The organism is Bacillus sp. FSL K6-0993 (assembly GCF_037977205.1).
Lineage (GTDB): Bacteria > Bacillota > Bacilli > Bacillales > Bacillaceae > Bacillus > Bacillus subtilis.
In genome coordinates this window covers 1,308,606-1,323,490 of record NZ_CP150275.1, presented here as the reverse complement: position 1 = coordinate 1,323,490, position 14,885 = coordinate 1,308,606, and the positions used below count along the sequence as shown (strand labels likewise).

Annotated in this window: 17 protein-coding genes; all 17 read right to left on the bottom strand. The window is 44.1% G+C overall.

The genetic code is table 11. The features are described from left to right. Positions 1-5 precede the first annotated feature (5 nt). The 17 genes from MHH79_RS06955 to MHH79_RS06875 are packed head-to-tail and all read right to left on the bottom strand — an operon-like array spanning position 6 to position 14,797. Positions 6-899, bottom strand: a complete 894-nt coding sequence (locus tag MHH79_RS06955) for an N-acetylmuramoyl-L-alanine amidase (protein ID WP_251218349.1) — start codon at positions 897-899, stop codon at positions 6-8. A 12-nt stretch (positions 900-911) separates the two neighbouring features. Beyond that, a complete protein-coding gene (locus tag MHH79_RS06950; protein WP_003232653.1) occupies positions 912-1,175 on the bottom strand; it encodes a phage holin in 264 nt (87 codons plus the stop codon). A gap of 12 nt (positions 1,176-1,187) precedes the next feature. Beyond that, positions 1,188-1,457 (bottom strand): hemolysin XhlA family protein, encoded by a 270-nt coding sequence (locus tag MHH79_RS06945; RefSeq protein WP_003232655.1) that lies wholly within the window; start codon positions 1,455-1,457, stop codon positions 1,188-1,190. A 52-nt stretch (positions 1,458-1,509) separates the two neighbouring features. Continuing rightward, positions 1,510-2,349, bottom strand: a complete 840-nt coding sequence (gene xepA, locus MHH79_RS06940) for a phage-like element PBSX protein XepA (protein WP_340035066.1) — start codon at positions 2,347-2,349, stop codon at positions 1,510-1,512. 43 nt (positions 2,350-2,392) lie between these two features. Continuing rightward, positions 2,393-2,557: an XkdX family protein gene (locus tag MHH79_RS06935; protein ID WP_063335098.1), complete on the bottom strand. Its 165-nt coding sequence runs from the start codon at positions 2,555-2,557 to the stop codon at positions 2,393-2,395. Further along, positions 2,554-2,883: an XkdW family protein gene (locus tag MHH79_RS06930; protein WP_063335097.1), complete on the bottom strand. Its 330-nt coding sequence runs from the start codon at positions 2,881-2,883 to the stop codon at positions 2,554-2,556. Before MHH79_RS06930 ends, MHH79_RS06935 begins: the two co-directional genes overlap by 4 nt. 13 nt (positions 2,884-2,896) lie before the next feature. Then, positions 2,897-4,978 carry a terminase gene (locus tag MHH79_RS06925; protein ID WP_309529655.1) on the bottom strand — a complete coding sequence of 694 codons (2,082 nt, stop codon included), beginning with the start codon at positions 4,976-4,978 and terminating at the stop codon, positions 2,897-2,899. A 2-nt stretch (positions 4,979-4,980) separates the two neighbouring features. After that, positions 4,981-5,253: a hypothetical protein gene (locus tag MHH79_RS06920; RefSeq protein WP_047182490.1), complete on the bottom strand. Its 273-nt coding sequence runs from the start codon at positions 5,251-5,253 to the stop codon at positions 4,981-4,983. Further along, the gene (locus MHH79_RS06915) at positions 5,250-5,828 is read right to left on the bottom strand and encodes a YmfQ family protein (RefSeq protein WP_309529656.1); all 579 of its coding nucleotides are present in this window, start codon (positions 5,826-5,828) and stop codon (positions 5,250-5,252) included. The genes MHH79_RS06920 and MHH79_RS06915 overlap by 4 nt, the downstream gene beginning before the upstream one ends. Further along, positions 5,812-6,858 carry a baseplate J/gp47 family protein gene (locus tag MHH79_RS06910; RefSeq protein WP_340035065.1) on the bottom strand — a complete coding sequence of 349 codons (1,047 nt, stop codon included), beginning with the start codon at positions 6,856-6,858 and terminating at the stop codon, positions 5,812-5,814. Before MHH79_RS06910 ends, MHH79_RS06915 begins: the two co-directional genes overlap by 17 nt. Beyond that, positions 6,851-7,276, bottom strand: a complete 426-nt coding sequence (locus tag MHH79_RS06905; RefSeq protein ID WP_100506136.1) for a DUF2634 domain-containing protein — start codon at positions 7,274-7,276, stop codon at positions 6,851-6,853. The genes MHH79_RS06910 and MHH79_RS06905 overlap by 8 nt, the downstream gene beginning before the upstream one ends. A 58-nt stretch (positions 7,277-7,334) precedes the next feature. Beyond that, positions 7,335-7,601, bottom strand: a complete 267-nt coding sequence (locus tag MHH79_RS06900) for a DUF2577 family protein (RefSeq protein ID WP_015383440.1) — start codon at positions 7,599-7,601, stop codon at positions 7,335-7,337. Next, positions 7,601-8,578 (bottom strand): phage-like element PBSX protein XkdQ, encoded by a 978-nt coding sequence (locus MHH79_RS06895; RefSeq protein ID WP_003245730.1) that lies wholly within the window; start codon positions 8,576-8,578, stop codon positions 7,601-7,603. The genes MHH79_RS06900 and MHH79_RS06895 overlap by 1 nt, the downstream gene beginning before the upstream one ends. A gap of 15 nt (positions 8,579-8,593) precedes the next feature. Beyond that, positions 8,594-9,253, bottom strand: coding sequence for a LysM peptidoglycan-binding domain-containing protein (locus MHH79_RS06890; RefSeq protein WP_063335094.1), 660 nt, complete (start codon positions 9,251-9,253; stop codon positions 8,594-8,596). Then, complete coding sequence (locus MHH79_RS06885) at positions 9,246-14,168, bottom strand: transglycosylase SLT domain-containing protein (protein ID WP_340035064.1); 4,923 nt, start codon at positions 14,166-14,168, stop codon at positions 9,246-9,248. The genes MHH79_RS06890 and MHH79_RS06885 overlap by 8 nt, the downstream gene beginning before the upstream one ends. Continuing rightward, a complete protein-coding gene (locus MHH79_RS06880; protein WP_014479557.1) occupies positions 14,169-14,309 on the bottom strand; it encodes a hypothetical protein in 141 nt (46 codons plus the stop codon). 41 nt (positions 14,310-14,350) lie between these two features. Then, positions 14,351-14,797 carry a phage portal protein gene (locus MHH79_RS06875; RefSeq protein ID WP_063335092.1) on the bottom strand — a complete coding sequence of 149 codons (447 nt, stop codon included), beginning with the start codon at positions 14,795-14,797 and terminating at the stop codon, positions 14,351-14,353. Positions 14,798-14,885: the final 88 nt, after the last annotated feature.

Genomic DNA, 14,885 nt, shown 5'->3' with positions numbered 1-14,885 from the left:
TTTGATCAGCTTAATTGCGCTGCGATCTTCGCTTTCGTCGGAGGCCCGTAGATACCGTCAGCAGTTAGACCGTTAACAGACTGAAAACGGGCAACTGCGTCAGCTGTTTTCGGTCCGTAAACGCCGTCAATTCCGTTGTTAACAGCGCCTTTATCAGGGTAAAAATACAGAGCCGCAAGTGCTCGTTGCACCTGAAAGACGTGTTCTCCTGAGGTATATGGTGTTGTCAATTGAATGATACCATCTGGGAGCGGATACAACTCGGGTTCTTCAGCAGCCGATGGAGCACTTACAATTAATACTTGACCAACGTGAATAAGATTCGGGTCTTCGATATTGTTCCACTCTTGCAGCTGAGCAACCGTAACACCAAATGCTCTCGCTATCGATGTAAGCGTGTCGCCCTGTTTCACGACGTAAGTTTGGCTGCCGCCTCCCCCAATTCCTGCTTTGAACGAATCCCACGTATCTAACAATTTCCGCGGACATTCCTTCCCTGACCAATACTTATGAGGGACGACATTGGCGAGACTGATATTATGTTCAGCCATTAATGTTTTGATGAGCCACTGGGCATTTGCTGTTGCTTTTGCAAAATCGCCATCGGCATTTTCGCAAATTTCAATTCCGATAGAAGCCCGGTTGCCGCTGCCATTTCCGTCTCCCGCATGCCAGCCGTTTTCATTTAAAGGCAGATGCTGATAAATTTCTGTATCATCAACTGTAAAATGCCAGCTTGTCGTCGTATCAGGATTTTTCAAATAGCGGGCATGCGCTGCAGCATCTGCTCCTACTGCGGTATTCGCTGTATTGTGCACCGTAATGTAAAGCGGCGTCATTGCGTAGCCTGGACGGTTATTTGCGCCAACCGGAATAAAGTCTTGAATAATGTTAACCATTTTCATCTCTCCTTATTTCGTCAGATTATTGTCCCTTAACAAGTCGCGCTGTTTTTTCCCTTTTTCTGTTACGTAGTTGTTTTTAAACCAAGCGGCAAGTGTCGTTCCAATTGTAAATGCGATGGAACCGGCTGAATAAAGAGCGTCAGCGAGCTGATTGACCTGCTCCTCCTGAATGTCCAATGGTGATTTGCCGAGCATCAGCATGGTCTGGTTGATTAAAGCAATTAAAAGAAGCACCGTCCTGATGACCGTGCCCTTGTCAAACGTGTTCATGAAAATCCCCCTTTAATGCTGCAGCAGACTGTACATAATGGCGATGGCTCCGCCAATGATGCCTGTAGACACTGCTGTAATGATGGCACCTGTGATGGTGCGTTTAATCCACGTTGTGTTTTCTTCAATTTTGTTTAATTTTTCGTTCAGCGTCATGATTTGCTGGTCTTGCCGATCAGACACGCGTTCTAATGCGGAAACCCTCTGCTCAAGTGCTTTGTGCTCGCCTTTCATGTCTGCTAAATCCTGCTGAAACACATTCACATCTGCCTCTTGCTGCATCTCTCACTCCTCCTTCACATGCAGATCACCTCCCTTCCGAGGGCCGAGACTGTTATGAAACCGCGGTCCCTTTTACCGAAAGAGTACCGCCGGTGATACTGATAATCTCCATGATGATCTCCTTAAACCCTTTAATATCAAAGGCCCATGCCTCAGCTTTTCCTAATGTACTGGAGGCAGTGGTAGCATCATCAGTTTTCACGCCTCTGATCGGCAGTTTCTGTCCTGACACCGATTTGCCCCAAAATTTGACTTCGCTCATTTCCGCTGTGCCATATACTTCAACGAGTAAATGCGCGGCGCCGTCAACAGGTAAAGAAGCACCCTCGCCGGCGGACTCTGCATTTTCATGAAAGACAAAGTCAAATGTTTTGCGAGCCTCGACTTTCAGCCGTCCATCGTGTGTTTGATTATCCGCAAAGTCAATCTGTAAAGGCGTTTTTCCATTGACACGCACATCCATCTCACCCGCACCGACTGATTGGTATAATACAAACTCAGATTGCTGAAGATTCCCGTTCACATAACGGAAACGGTAATAGCGTTTAGAAAGGTATACCCAGTCCGTCGCTGTCAGGACACCTGCTGCGACATTAACTGCTGCTGTCGTTGTCCAAACATTGTTATTGTCACTTTCTTCTATAAAGAGCGTACCTTCACGATCTGCATACGCCCAGCCCTTCACTTTCGAAATCAGAACTGCGCCAAGCCTGTCTTGCCCGAGCTGACTGTATGCCTCAGTCGCCTTTAAGGCAGCATTTGTTAAAATCTCCGCTGCACCCGACAAATTCGAAACAGGTGTCACAAAATCATTTTTTCCTCCTCGATAGGGCTTTACAGCGCCGGCTTTTCCAGTCCTATCGAGAGGAAATTCATATTGATACTTCACCATCTTCATCCTCCTTTGATCTAAAAACAGGCAAAATAAAAAAGCCTTACATGGCTTTACCGGTAATTTCTTTATACTGGTCAGTTGTGATCAGTTTTTTGTTCACACCTTCTGCCAGATCCTCAATTGAACAGTCTTGATATGCTAAGGCCTGTTTCACCATATCCGTTGTCGCCCACTCATAATAGAGGGCAAGCACCCAATAATTCATTCGGCAAGATCTCCTTTCAAGGAAAGTAATGATAGCTTTATATCTAACAACTCGCTTCCTAAAGTTTTGTTCAGCTCTTCAAGCTGCTTGCGTGCCAGCTTTTCTTGTGACAATTCTTGAGCGAGAAGCTCCACCTGATCAGGCGGCTCATACGGCGGATTTTTTTGCAGCTCTTCCCACCAGGATTCGAGTTCTTTTTGGGTTGGGATTGGGGCGCGCAGGTTCCACTCGGCTATATAAGACCCTTCCCCGTCATTTTGAACGATAAAATCTCTTGTTGGGTCTGCACTGGGGTATTTAAACATGATTGCTTCTGCGATCATCATTTTGCCTCCTATCTTATACTGTAGGATAGTTAAGTCCTCCAAGTTCTTGGACGTCTATATAGTTGTATAGCTCGTTAAAATCGGATACACCTCTTCTATCATCACCGCTATAATTGCAATAACAATAGATCTCTATATAGTCACCTTTGTTCATAGGAACGGTTACATTACCATTTAATCCAAGGTACATTTCATTTTGCTTATCAACAAAGTCCCCTCTCTTATGGTCAATTGGTTTATACAATGATCCATTTAGATAGAGTTTCAGATGAAAATTGATGTAAGCTGGTGTATTTATCATATACAGCCCAACTCCCACTAAAAACATTCCATCATTAGGGGCAACGAATCTACTATTATTTGTGTCAAAAGCATTATGACTATCTTTTATTTTGCGTTTAAACTGAATTTTTGTATGGTTAGCTTTATTTAAATATTGTATGCTGTTGGCCCGAATATTGGCATGTGCGAATCCAGAAATTTTATGCCAAGCTGTCCAGCCGGATCCGCTCCACCAGTGCCGTATCCATGTACCAGTATTATCAAAATAACTACCTGATTCATTTCCAGTACCATAAAAATATTGAGTGAATCTATAATCATGATATTTCTCATTTTTGACGATTCCAAAACCTAGTGGATAACCAGTTGTATTACCTTGCCCAATATCCATTAAAGTTAACCCCGGAGGATATTCATTCCCTCCAATTCTTGCGTCTTCAATTGCACTAGAGCCTGTAAGTACAGTTAACTTTTGATTTGTATAATTTGTGTCAACATAGTTTTTTGCATCAGCTAGCGCTTTATCTGCTTTGGTTTGAGCACTTGCCTCAGTCTCGATCTTATTCCAGCCTTTAAACACTCCGTCTGTATGGATCGTTGACGTCCAAAAGGTTCCGTCATAACTTCTAGAGGCCAAAATTGTTTTTCGCCCGCCACTCCCTGTTTCGATTACATCATAGTTATACCATGATCCATCTCCTGAAACAGGGTTGTTTGTTATGACATTCCCTAATGCATAATAAAAGCCAGATGGCAGCGTTAATAAGTCAGTCCCATCTGGGATTTTAGTCCGGCAGCCTTGAGTATCAGTTAATTTATATAGTTGTGCATTATTCCATTTGTCTTTATCGGATTGTGTTACATGGATATCTGTTTTATTGGCATGTGCATCTATCTTTGACTGCGCCCCCGTTATAGACTCAATTTGATACCAATTGATCGCACTATCGTTAGCGTTATAGTAAAACCACCAAGCGTTACCTCTCACATCCACAGCATATCCAATGCCTATTCCTAGCTGACCGACCAATTGCATACCTCGAAGACTGGTGTCCGACGGGTTATCTGTGACCGCGTTTGTTCCATAGAAAGTGACAGTCCCGACATCTTTAAGCGAATCATAAAAAGATCCAGATGACAGGTTAATCTTTTGTGTCCCGTTATCGGCAGTTATTTTAAATAACTGTCCAGAATTCCATTTGTCTTTATCGCTTTTATTTACATGTATTTCAGTTTTTTCTTCATGGCTCCTCACCTTAACTTGAGCGCCTTCTGAAGTTTCTAATTGAACCCAATCAGTCCAGCCGGAATCATTCAGGGTTTTTCGCCATGTACCTCCTTCATAATCCATTGCCAAAGCTTCTCCATAAGATTTGTAGCCAATATACAATCCTCTAGTGGCAAACGGTGGGGTATTGATTCCAGTCTTATCAGTATAAAAGAAAAAGGTTTGATCCAATTCTTCCACAATTTTGTGAAAATCCAGACCATTTTGGATGCTTGCTAGATATTTTCCGTTTTCATCAGTTAACTTAGTTAATTGTGCGTTGTTCCACTTTGTCCTCTCACTGGATGAAATGTGTATGGTTTCATCTGAAATATGCTTGTCAAAATCCTTCTTCGCCGCCTGCTGCACATTATCCACATTCCCCAGCCCGATTTGCGCCTTTGTTGTGTTGTGGGGGTTGTTCATGTCGTTTTTGTGGGCGGCCAGGTCGGTGTGGGCGTCTTTTATGCCTTTTTCCCAGCGATTGACGTCATCTTCGTTGATGGGGTCGTCCGGAAGCCAGTCTGTTTTTTCTTCGTATGCCATGTTTACACCACCTCAAAAGTAAATCTGAAATCGAGTGTTCTGTTTTCGCTAACGTCCAGGTCAGTCTTTCTCTCTGTGATCACATTGCCCAGCTCGTCAAAAATTTGTACCATTTCGATATGCTTGATGTCTTCCTCACGTTTTGTCAGAACGGTGACGGTCGCACCGTCAATGGCGAGCTCTACTATTTCTGTTTTTTGGCCGTTGAGCAGCACGTGATCGATTCTGCTTTTTAGATCAGCCGCTGTGCGTTCTCTGTATATGGTTGAAATCAAGTTAAGACCACCTCATTGTTGTTAAGAGTGACAGAATAACCGACCTTGAGCTCACTGGCTGTTCGGTATCTGCGGTGATTCAGGATGACTGTATCTTTGATTTGCAGCGTCTCATTCAATCCGCCTCTGAGCGTATACGCCAAATGAGCGGGTTTCATGTTTTCTATCGCTTCGATCAGCTCATTCATGTGCTGGAGGTCATCAACATTGATATCGACGTTAAATCGGTATTCGCCTGGAAGCAGGCGGACCTGTGCAGACGGTTTTTTCAAGAAACGGTTTACCGCCTGCTCAATGGCCCTATATGTGATTGGCGGGATGTTCGACATTTTGGAAATGAGCCGCAATCGTCTGATCTCATCAGTGTCACCTGATTCACGCGGTACGTTTAAAATCTTTTCCCAGCGGCTGAGCCCCCATGTCGCCGTCGGTACGAATAACTGATCCGTCAGATCAAATATGCTGTCATTTTGTTTATCAAACTCAGGCGCTTCCGCTTTCAGCAGCTCAGCCATTTCTTTAAGGCTGGTGAGAAACGGCGGCAGATAAGCTCTCATGTCATCTTGTTTGCTCAATGATCTTCACCTGCCCAAGCTTAGGAATTTCCACGTCGCTCAGCACCAGATTTTCAGACGTGCCGTTGATTTGAATATTGGAGTAGTCACTGACAGACGGTGAATTATAGACGATATTGTTAATTTGAGAAAGACGGATGACGTTATCTTCAAACGCCATTTTCTTAAAGAGATTTAAAACGCCTTCCTCAATTTCTGACTTCACTTCATCAATTGAGTGATTGATCTCAGGCAGCACTTCGGCAGAAATCTCAACTTCTTTCCAGACCGCGCTTTCCACTGTGACAACGGCTCCGATTGGCGCCTGTCCCTCTCCCTGTCCTGGTTCAGGGTCGATATAATCTTTCACTTTTTGAATTAAAATTTGAGAAGCGGGCTCAAGATTTGCATTCGTGACGACAATTTTGACCGTGCCTTCACCGTTCCAAAGCGGGAAGATCTTTGCCTTCCCCACACCGTCCACTTCTTCAGCCCACTCCTTATAATGCATTTTATTGGCACTGACGGCCTCACGCCGAACCCTTGTAAAATACCGTTCCCGCAAGCTGTCATCTCCTTCTTCCTCGCGTCCCGGAATCAGGATTTCTTTGACAATGGCCGTTTCTAAACCGGAAATGGTATCCAATGATAGTAAATTGCGTCCGGTCAGATTGGCATTTCCCGCTTCACCAGGTGTTTCACAGATGAGCGTCCCGTCTGCCGTATATTGAAAATAAAGATTATCCACGTAGAAACGGGAGCCGACAGGAATGGTTACTCCAGACGTAAACTCTCCCGCTCTGACAGCCTTTGTCGCGGCAGTTCTTTCAATTCCCGCTTCCGCTGCACGCCTGTCTAAAAATTCGCCTTGTGCGGTATCAGAAAAAACTAGCTCAAGCACAGTATCCATCCATATATAAGACTTCGCAAGCTCGGCCGCCGCCGGGGCTAACGCATTATAAATGACGCTGCCTTCTCTTGTGTCAATATCTGCGGAAATGCTGTTCAGCATACGCTCCATAATCGCTTCAAAAGTCTGATCTTCAAACATCTTCGCCAATCACCTCCTCAATCTCAAGCGTTCCTTCATCCGTCTCCACCACGAAGGACACATGAAACGCGTCGCCTTGTTTTTCAATCTCAAAATCTGTTACAGCCGATATCCGGTCATCATAAACCAGCGCCTCTTCTATCAGTCTCGGGATCTCCATCTTTTTATAGGCATCAGTCGTCTCATGATCTGTCAGCACGTCCTGAAGCTCGTTTCCGACATTATGGCTGTATATGGAATACGCATAGCGTTCTGTCTGTAAGGCGATAAACACGAACTGCCTGATCGCTTCAAGCCCGGTAATCAGCTCATTCGTAATTCTTCCGTTTTCAAAATCTATTTTGTACGTTTGCGAGGTTTCAATGACTTCGCTCTCATCTTCAAAATCCTCAAACTCCACTTCTGGTGTCAGGGCCATGATGCCCACTCCTTTTTACATGCTAAATAAAAACCCCTTCGTATTGAAGCGGTTTTGTCTATACCTTATCTAAAATAAAAAACGATTGCCCGCCAGTCAGAGCCGCGGTCATGAGGCGATCCCCCGGTTCGAGTGCATCGTCTCCTCCGGACTGCATCCGTTTTGGGATAATGATGGCGTCAGCCGGTATGATCAGTTTGCTGTTTTCTTTTAATTTGATTTCCACAGGAGAAACCGAAACGACTTCAGCCGGGAGCAGTTCTACCGGAGACTCAGCGTCAACTGCGCCGACTGCCAAATGTTTTATAGCCTCACTTAATCTCATCAGGAAACTCCTTCCGGCATCGTATTCTTTTCCACAACATCGATCGTCATCGTATGTTTCGTTCCTTTAAATTCATGCCGGTCCGTATCTACCCAATAGGTTTTCTTGATGCCGGCCTCCGGAATCGAAATATAGACGGGCAAGCCGCTCTGCACTTCCGGGATGCCCACTGCCTGAATATTTTTCAGTTCTTTTTTCACGCCCTTTTTTTCAGCAAGGCGTACATCTGCCCGCTGCTGAAGCTGTGCCTGGTTGATGTCATCTGTGACCGTTTCCGTATATTGAAGCACACCGTATTTATTTAAGCCTGAACTGTCCTTGGCAGAGGCTTTATATGTCTTATTGTCCTTCTGCCGGCGAAGCACCACCCGAGTAGCAGTGTCGTTTATAGAAGTGCTGTATTGGTAGCCCGTGATATTGACGCCCGTTTCAAGCACCCATACTTCTGACGGATCTGGCCAAGCGCGCAGACCGAGCTTTCCTTTTTCCGAATACAGCTGGTAATGTCGTCCTGTCTGGCTTTTCGTCTGTTTCAGCGCTTTTAATATGATGTCATACAATGTCGTATCATTTTTAATGACAAGACTTTTGATCGTATGGCCTGTGTTTGCGATCGAGGTTGTCGGTATCTGGAAGTCACTAGCAATCCTTCTGATGATCTGGTCGGCCCGCTGATTGGAAAACACGTACATATCCTGGTTTTTGACCAGGTACTGAAGCATGTCATAAGCGCTGAAGGCAAGCGTATGCTCGTCCGGGGTTCTTGCAAAAACAATGCCCCGAAAAAGCTCTTTTCCCTTCCATTTAAACAAGACCGTATCTCCTTCTGAGACACTGTAATACGTCTGGTCGCCCTGTTTGGTGACGATGGTCGCTTCAATGGAGCGCGGCGCCTGATAACGATGGCCCTCAAGCGATACGCTTTCTGCAACCAGCTCAAGCCACTCTGTGTCTTTAATGACGAACAGTTCTATCATCATACATCACCTGTTTCATTGCGGTATCTTTAATTTTTGGCCGGGAAAAATCCAGTGGCCCGGCTGCCTGATGTTCCGTTTGCTTCGTTTGATCATTGCTGTTTTATTGGCGTTCCAAATTTTGCGCCATTGAGTGCTGTTCCCGTAAAATCTGCCTGCAATGTCCCATAGCGTGTCTCCCTTTTTCACTGTGTACGTCTTCGGCGCAGCCTTCGACGGACGTTTTGCCTTTGTTTTTTTCTTCTGCTTGATTTTCCGCGGGGAAGCGGTTTTGTATTCTTTTAATACAATATCAAAATTCCGATCTCCTATTTCATTGTCTCCCTCACTATATTTAAGGCTTTCAATACTGCATGTCATATTGATTTTTGTTCCCGTAATTAAAAATTGAACAGGCTTTTTTGCCTTCATCCATTTTTCAATTTTCGCAATGGCATTTTCCGGAGACGGGAGATTTTGATATTCAGCTATCGGCGTATACTTTTTTGGAAAAAAAGAAGAAAATGAAATTTCTTTTGCTCCGGGTTCTTCAATAAACGTTAGTTCACCTAATCCCGTTATCTTTACTGAGTCATTTTGTACACTATTCGCTATATCAATCGCTTCAGGAAGAACAGGGAATCGCAGCTTTTCTTTCCCCTGTGATATCCAAAATTCATAGATAGACTTAGTCAAAAGCCACGACCCCCTTTGTTCCGGTGTTAATGTCTTTTTGTAATTCATCAAGTAATGCCTGCTTGATTTTCGCAACCAGGCCATCAGCATCCTGTCCATTATGGAAATGCTGATCGCCGTTAAACTCAATCTTTATTTCTTTCGTTCCGGCTGTTTGTATCGTTTGCCGTGTACCGGATGTAACTGCTGAAACTTGTCCTGAAGAAAGCTCAGACTGCTGGGATTGAGACGGATCTGTCACTTCCATACCAAGAGCTTGCGCAGCTCTCTGAAGGAGGTAGCGGCCGCGGATGCCTCGCTCCTCCGGAATGATCCATTCACGTTTATTTCCTTCTCCGACACGTGCAATTTGTTCTTTTGTAATCAGCCCGCCGTTTGCGTAACCGACATACGGTCCGCCATGATTCAAGCTTTTAATACCCGGCACATTGTTGATTGATCCGTATCTGCTTTTAATGTAGCCGATCGCAGCAGCTGCGTTGTGAATCGGGTTTTTAATGTTACCCATCCCCGGTGCTTTATGGTCATTAAAGGTGCTTGGGATGGTCTGCATCAGCCCTTGTGACGGATGCCCCGCTTTTGCGTTGCTGTCCCACAAGTTAATGGCATTCGGATTGCCTCCGGATTCATGCTGTGCAATCGTCATGAGTCCCGGAAGCCAGCTCACCGGTGTCTTGGTGGCCATGAGAGCAGCCATAATCCATTGTTTTACGTTCCCATTCATGGCTCCCATTCCGGAATAGGCAGCCGCCAGTGATCCGGCTTGTTTTTCAGCATATTTCTTTACATCTACTGAGCCAAGGCCTTTGACAACACCAATTGAAGCAAAACGCCCCAAGCTCATCATGACACGGGAAGGTGAATGAATATCTAGCTCCTCACGGAAAGCCTGCTCCACTCTCTTGGCCATATCCTTTGCTGCTTGTTTTACTTCACTGGATTTAGAATTCATGCCTGTCACAAAGTTTCCGACCATGCCTGAACCCCAGCTGTTCGATGTGTCTTTTGAGCGCAGGAACGGTTTGTCAACATGTGAGCTTACATACTGCGCTGTCCCTGTTTGGGTCGAGTTCTGTCCTTGCGCAAAGCCTTTGACCGTACCTGTCCCCCATGATGACGATTTGTTCACAGTGGCTTGGAACGGTGTTTTGACCTTTGATTGCAAAAAGCCGTCTGTGCCGGTTGCAGTGCCGTTTTGGCCCTTGGCATACCCGCTCACCATTTGTTTACCGTAATTTGGTGAAGCAGAAATCATTTGTGTAAATGGCGTATTGATGTTTTTCTTTTTCCAGTCTTCCATTTTGACAGGTTGATTGCTTATTCCCTTGTCAAAGCCCTCTGAAAATTGCTGTCCGAGTGTGGACGCTTGGCCTGTAAGATTTACAGTGTTCATTGCTGGGGAGGCTGAGCCTGATAAAGGACTGACAGCTGCTCCTCCTGAAACAGACGCTGGACTTCCGCCAGAAGACGAAGCTGCGCCCATGTCGTCTACAACTTGCATACCCAGCTTAGACGCCGCTTGTGAAAGAAGCATCTTCCCCCGGCCTCGGTTGTTATCAACCGGGATAACGAATTCCTTGCCGGCTTCACCGATCCAAGAGATGGTTGGTTTGGTGATGTAGCCGCCTGTGGCTTTTTTATCCGGATCCTTACCTTTATTCGGATCACCGCCGCCGGTTACAAAATTAATTACTTTACTAGCTACGCCGCCAGCTTTATCCCAGATTTGCTTCACCCAGCCAAACGCTTTAGAAAAAGCATCTGAAATCGCTTCTCCCACCTTTGTAAGAGGTTCTTGAATATTCTTTTTAAACCAGCCGCTCAGGCCTTTCCAAATGTTCTTAACGGTGTCTATCGCTTTTTTGAAAGCATCTGAGATTCCCTTACCTACATCTGAGACTGTATTTTTAACCGGGTTCCAAACTGTATCCATGAACCATCCCGATACCGTACTGAAAACACTCTTAATCTTATTCCAAGCACCGGTCATTTTATCCCAGATTGTAGTTGCCGCTCCTATTACAGCAGTTTTGACTGGCCCCCACACATTACTCATAAACCATGAAGCAACTGTACTGAACACATTTTTAATTGTCGTCCATGCATTTAAAATTTTAGACCATATTGCTGTTGCTACACCCACAACTGCTGATGAAACCGGCGTCCAGACATTGTCCATAAACCATGTTGATACAGTACTGAATATCGTTTGGATCGTTGTCCAAGCATTCACGATGTTGGACCATATGCTTGTTGCTACACCCACAACTGCGGTTGACACTGGCGTCCAGACATTATCCATAAACCATGTTGATACAGTTCCCCAAGTATCCTGAATGGCTGACCAGGCATTTTGCGCACCCTCTGTGATGCTGTTCCATGTATCTTCTAGAGCTCCGGCATCAATTGCCTTACCTAAACTTTCACCGCCGAAAGTACCGGCAATTCCTCCCACAACACCGCCAATAGCGGTTCCGACTCCCGGCACAACGCTTCCAATAGCCGCTCCTGCAGCGGCTCCTGCTAAACCTCCGCCGGCTGAACCTACTTTTTCACCAGCATTATCTTTATTGATACCGGCTAAGTCAGTAAGGGACAGTATTTCGCCTAATCCCGGTATTCCTTTTGCGGCTCCTTTTAAGCCCTTCAGTCCGCCTTTTAAGCCTTTTGATTCACCCAATGTTTTCAGAAGGCCTGAAAAACCTTTGCCTGATGCTCCTTTAGCAGATTTAGGTGTATTCACAGGATTTGTTTTATTCCCTTTTGTTGATGAACCGTTTCTATTTTTGACTTTTTTGCTTTTGCCTGTACTGATTCCGGCACAGCAGCCACCACAAGCCCCGCCCCATTTGCCGCCTGACTTTTTCGATTTTGAACCTGAAGATTTTTGGTTCATAGAAGGTTTTTTAGTGCGGTTTGAATTGTTAGAAGTTGAGTTCTTTGTATTGGCTTTTGAAGCTTTTTGTTTGCCTTTGCTTCCGCTGGATTTGCCGCCAAGCAACCCGCCAATATCCAGATTCCCCAGCTTCTCAGCAATGCCTTTTATAATTTTTTCAAAAAACTCTCCCACTTTTTCAATAATTTTATCAGGGCTGAATTTCTCGAATTTCTTGGCGATTTTTGAAACAATGTTATCAACAAATTTTTCTGCTTTATTAGCGATTTTATCCGGGTTCAGGAAATTAAATTTTTCTGAAATTTTGTCAACAATATTTGTTACAAAGTCTTCCGCTTTAGTAATAATGGCGTCTGGACTGAATTTGCTGGCGACATCATCTACTTTTTTCATAAAGGAATCTGTAAACTTGTCAAGCTCGTTAAAAATGGTTTCCGGGCTGAATTTACTTACAACATCGTCCACTTTTTTCATGAAGGAATCTGTAAACTTGTCAAGCTCGTTAAAAATGGTTTCCGGGCTGAATTTACTTACGACATCGTCCACTTTTTTCATGAAGGAATCTGTAAACTTATCAAGCTGCTTAAAAATAGCTTCTGGACTGAATTTGCTTGCGATATCATCCACTTTTTTCATAAAGGAATCTGTAAACTTGTCCAGCTGCTTAAAAATAGCTTCTGGACTGAATTTACTTGCGATATCATCCACTTTTTTCATAAAGGAATCTGTAAACTTGTCCAGCTGCTTAAAAATAGCTTCTGGACTGAATTTACTTGCAATTGCATCCACTTTACTCATGAACGATGTTGTGAACTTATCCAGTTGTGCTAAAATCGTTTCTGGACTGAATTTACTTGCGATTGCGTCCACTTTACTCATGAACGATGTTGTAAACTTATCCAGCTGCGACAAAATCGTTTCTGGACTGAATTTCGTTGCAATTGCGTCCACCTTACCCATGAACGATGTTGTGAACTTTTCCAGTTGTGCTAAAATCGTTTCTGGACTGAACTTCGTTGCAATTGCGTCCACTTTACTCATGAACGATGTTGTAAACTTATCCAGCTCTGTTAAGATTGTTTCCGGGCTGAATTTTGTGGCGATCTCATCCACCTTATTCATGAACGATGTTGTGAATTTATCCAGTTCCGTTAAGATTGTTTCCGGGCTGAATTTTGTGGCGATCTCATCCACTTTATTCATGAACGATGTTGTGAATTTATCCAGCTTTGTTAAGATTGTTTCCGGGCTGAACTTTGTAGCGATTTCATCCACCTTTTCCATGAATGAAGCAGCAAATTTGTCCAGTGCTGTCAAAATCGTTTCTGGATCAAACATGCTCACAATATCTCCTGTATTTCCTCCTGCTGAAGGCGCTCCTTTTTCGGAGGGACCTGAGCTTCCCATGCTGTCAATTCTTTTCTGCAATGAATCCAGCTTATTTGACACCTTGTCATTAATAGCGAGCTCAAGTTTGTTGTCTTTTCCTGTTAAGGCATCAATACCAGCAGAAATACGACCGACTGTTTTCATGACGTGATCAATCACGCGTATCGTAACAGAGTAACCATTTTTAAGTGCAGTTTCCATATAGCGCTGTATTTTTTGCACAGCCGGCAACACTTGATCTTCTGCACTCAGCATAATCGTAAAGCCTTTAAAACCTGCCACGAGCTCTCTTAATCGTTCAAACTTTTCGGTTGCTTGGTCACTAGCATCTATTTTAATAGATACAGATGACGGCAATCCCTGCAATTGAACATTAACTTGCTGAATGATACTGCTGGCTTTATCCTCAGTTGAAATGGAGATCATTTGGGCGCCAAGCTTTTTCTTTAATGATTTTTGTATGCGATCAATTGTCCTTAATACAGTTTTGCTTTCTTTTCGTACATCAATAGCGCTTTTTCGCTGCACCATTTTTCTATATTTTTCAAGTGCTCTAAACCCATTCTGAATCTTTCTTAACTTTTTACTTACACGGTCTTCCATTTCAAACCTTGCCGTCAGCTTTGCCAATTACGATGCCCCTCCTTTCTTTGCTTGTTTTTCAAGGAGATCGAGCTTATATCCGATCAGTCCATACAACAGCGCTTTATAGTTTCTGGGCGCTTCGTAGAGCGCCAATAAATCTGATGGGGAATAGTGAAGCTCGTGCATCGCATAGTAGAGATACACGGCTTCTTTATGCCCATCCTTGATTAGTTTTTTACTTCTTCTTCCAGATCCTCTAATTCATCTTCAAATCCATTAATCTCAATCGCTTTGTTTAACCAGTTCGCATACTCGCCTCCAACTGAGAGCACGCGTTTCGCAACTTCTACCGGGTCAGCCGTTTTGTAAGCTTCTCGAAGCTCTTTTGAACGGAAGTCAGGATAAACGGTTGATTCAACTGCGATTCGGGCATAAAAGCGCTGGCTGTCTAAATCTTTTACACGGCCTCTGCCTTTGACATTTTTATACGTTGTTGTTTCTTTCTCCAATTCATCAATGCGCTCCGTCGTGATCGCTTTAAAAATAAATGGCACGATGTTCCCTTTTTTATCAACAAAACGCTTTGAGATCGGCACTTTGATTTCCTCAGCTTCAATTGTTTTTCCCGGCATAAAAAAGGAAAGATCATATACGTTTTCGTTCTTCTCGCTCATGTAAAAAACTCCCTTGTCTATTGTTTGGTTTCATCTTTAAAAAACAGACCTTTCTGAGAAAGGTCTGCGTATGGGCTGATTCAGCTTT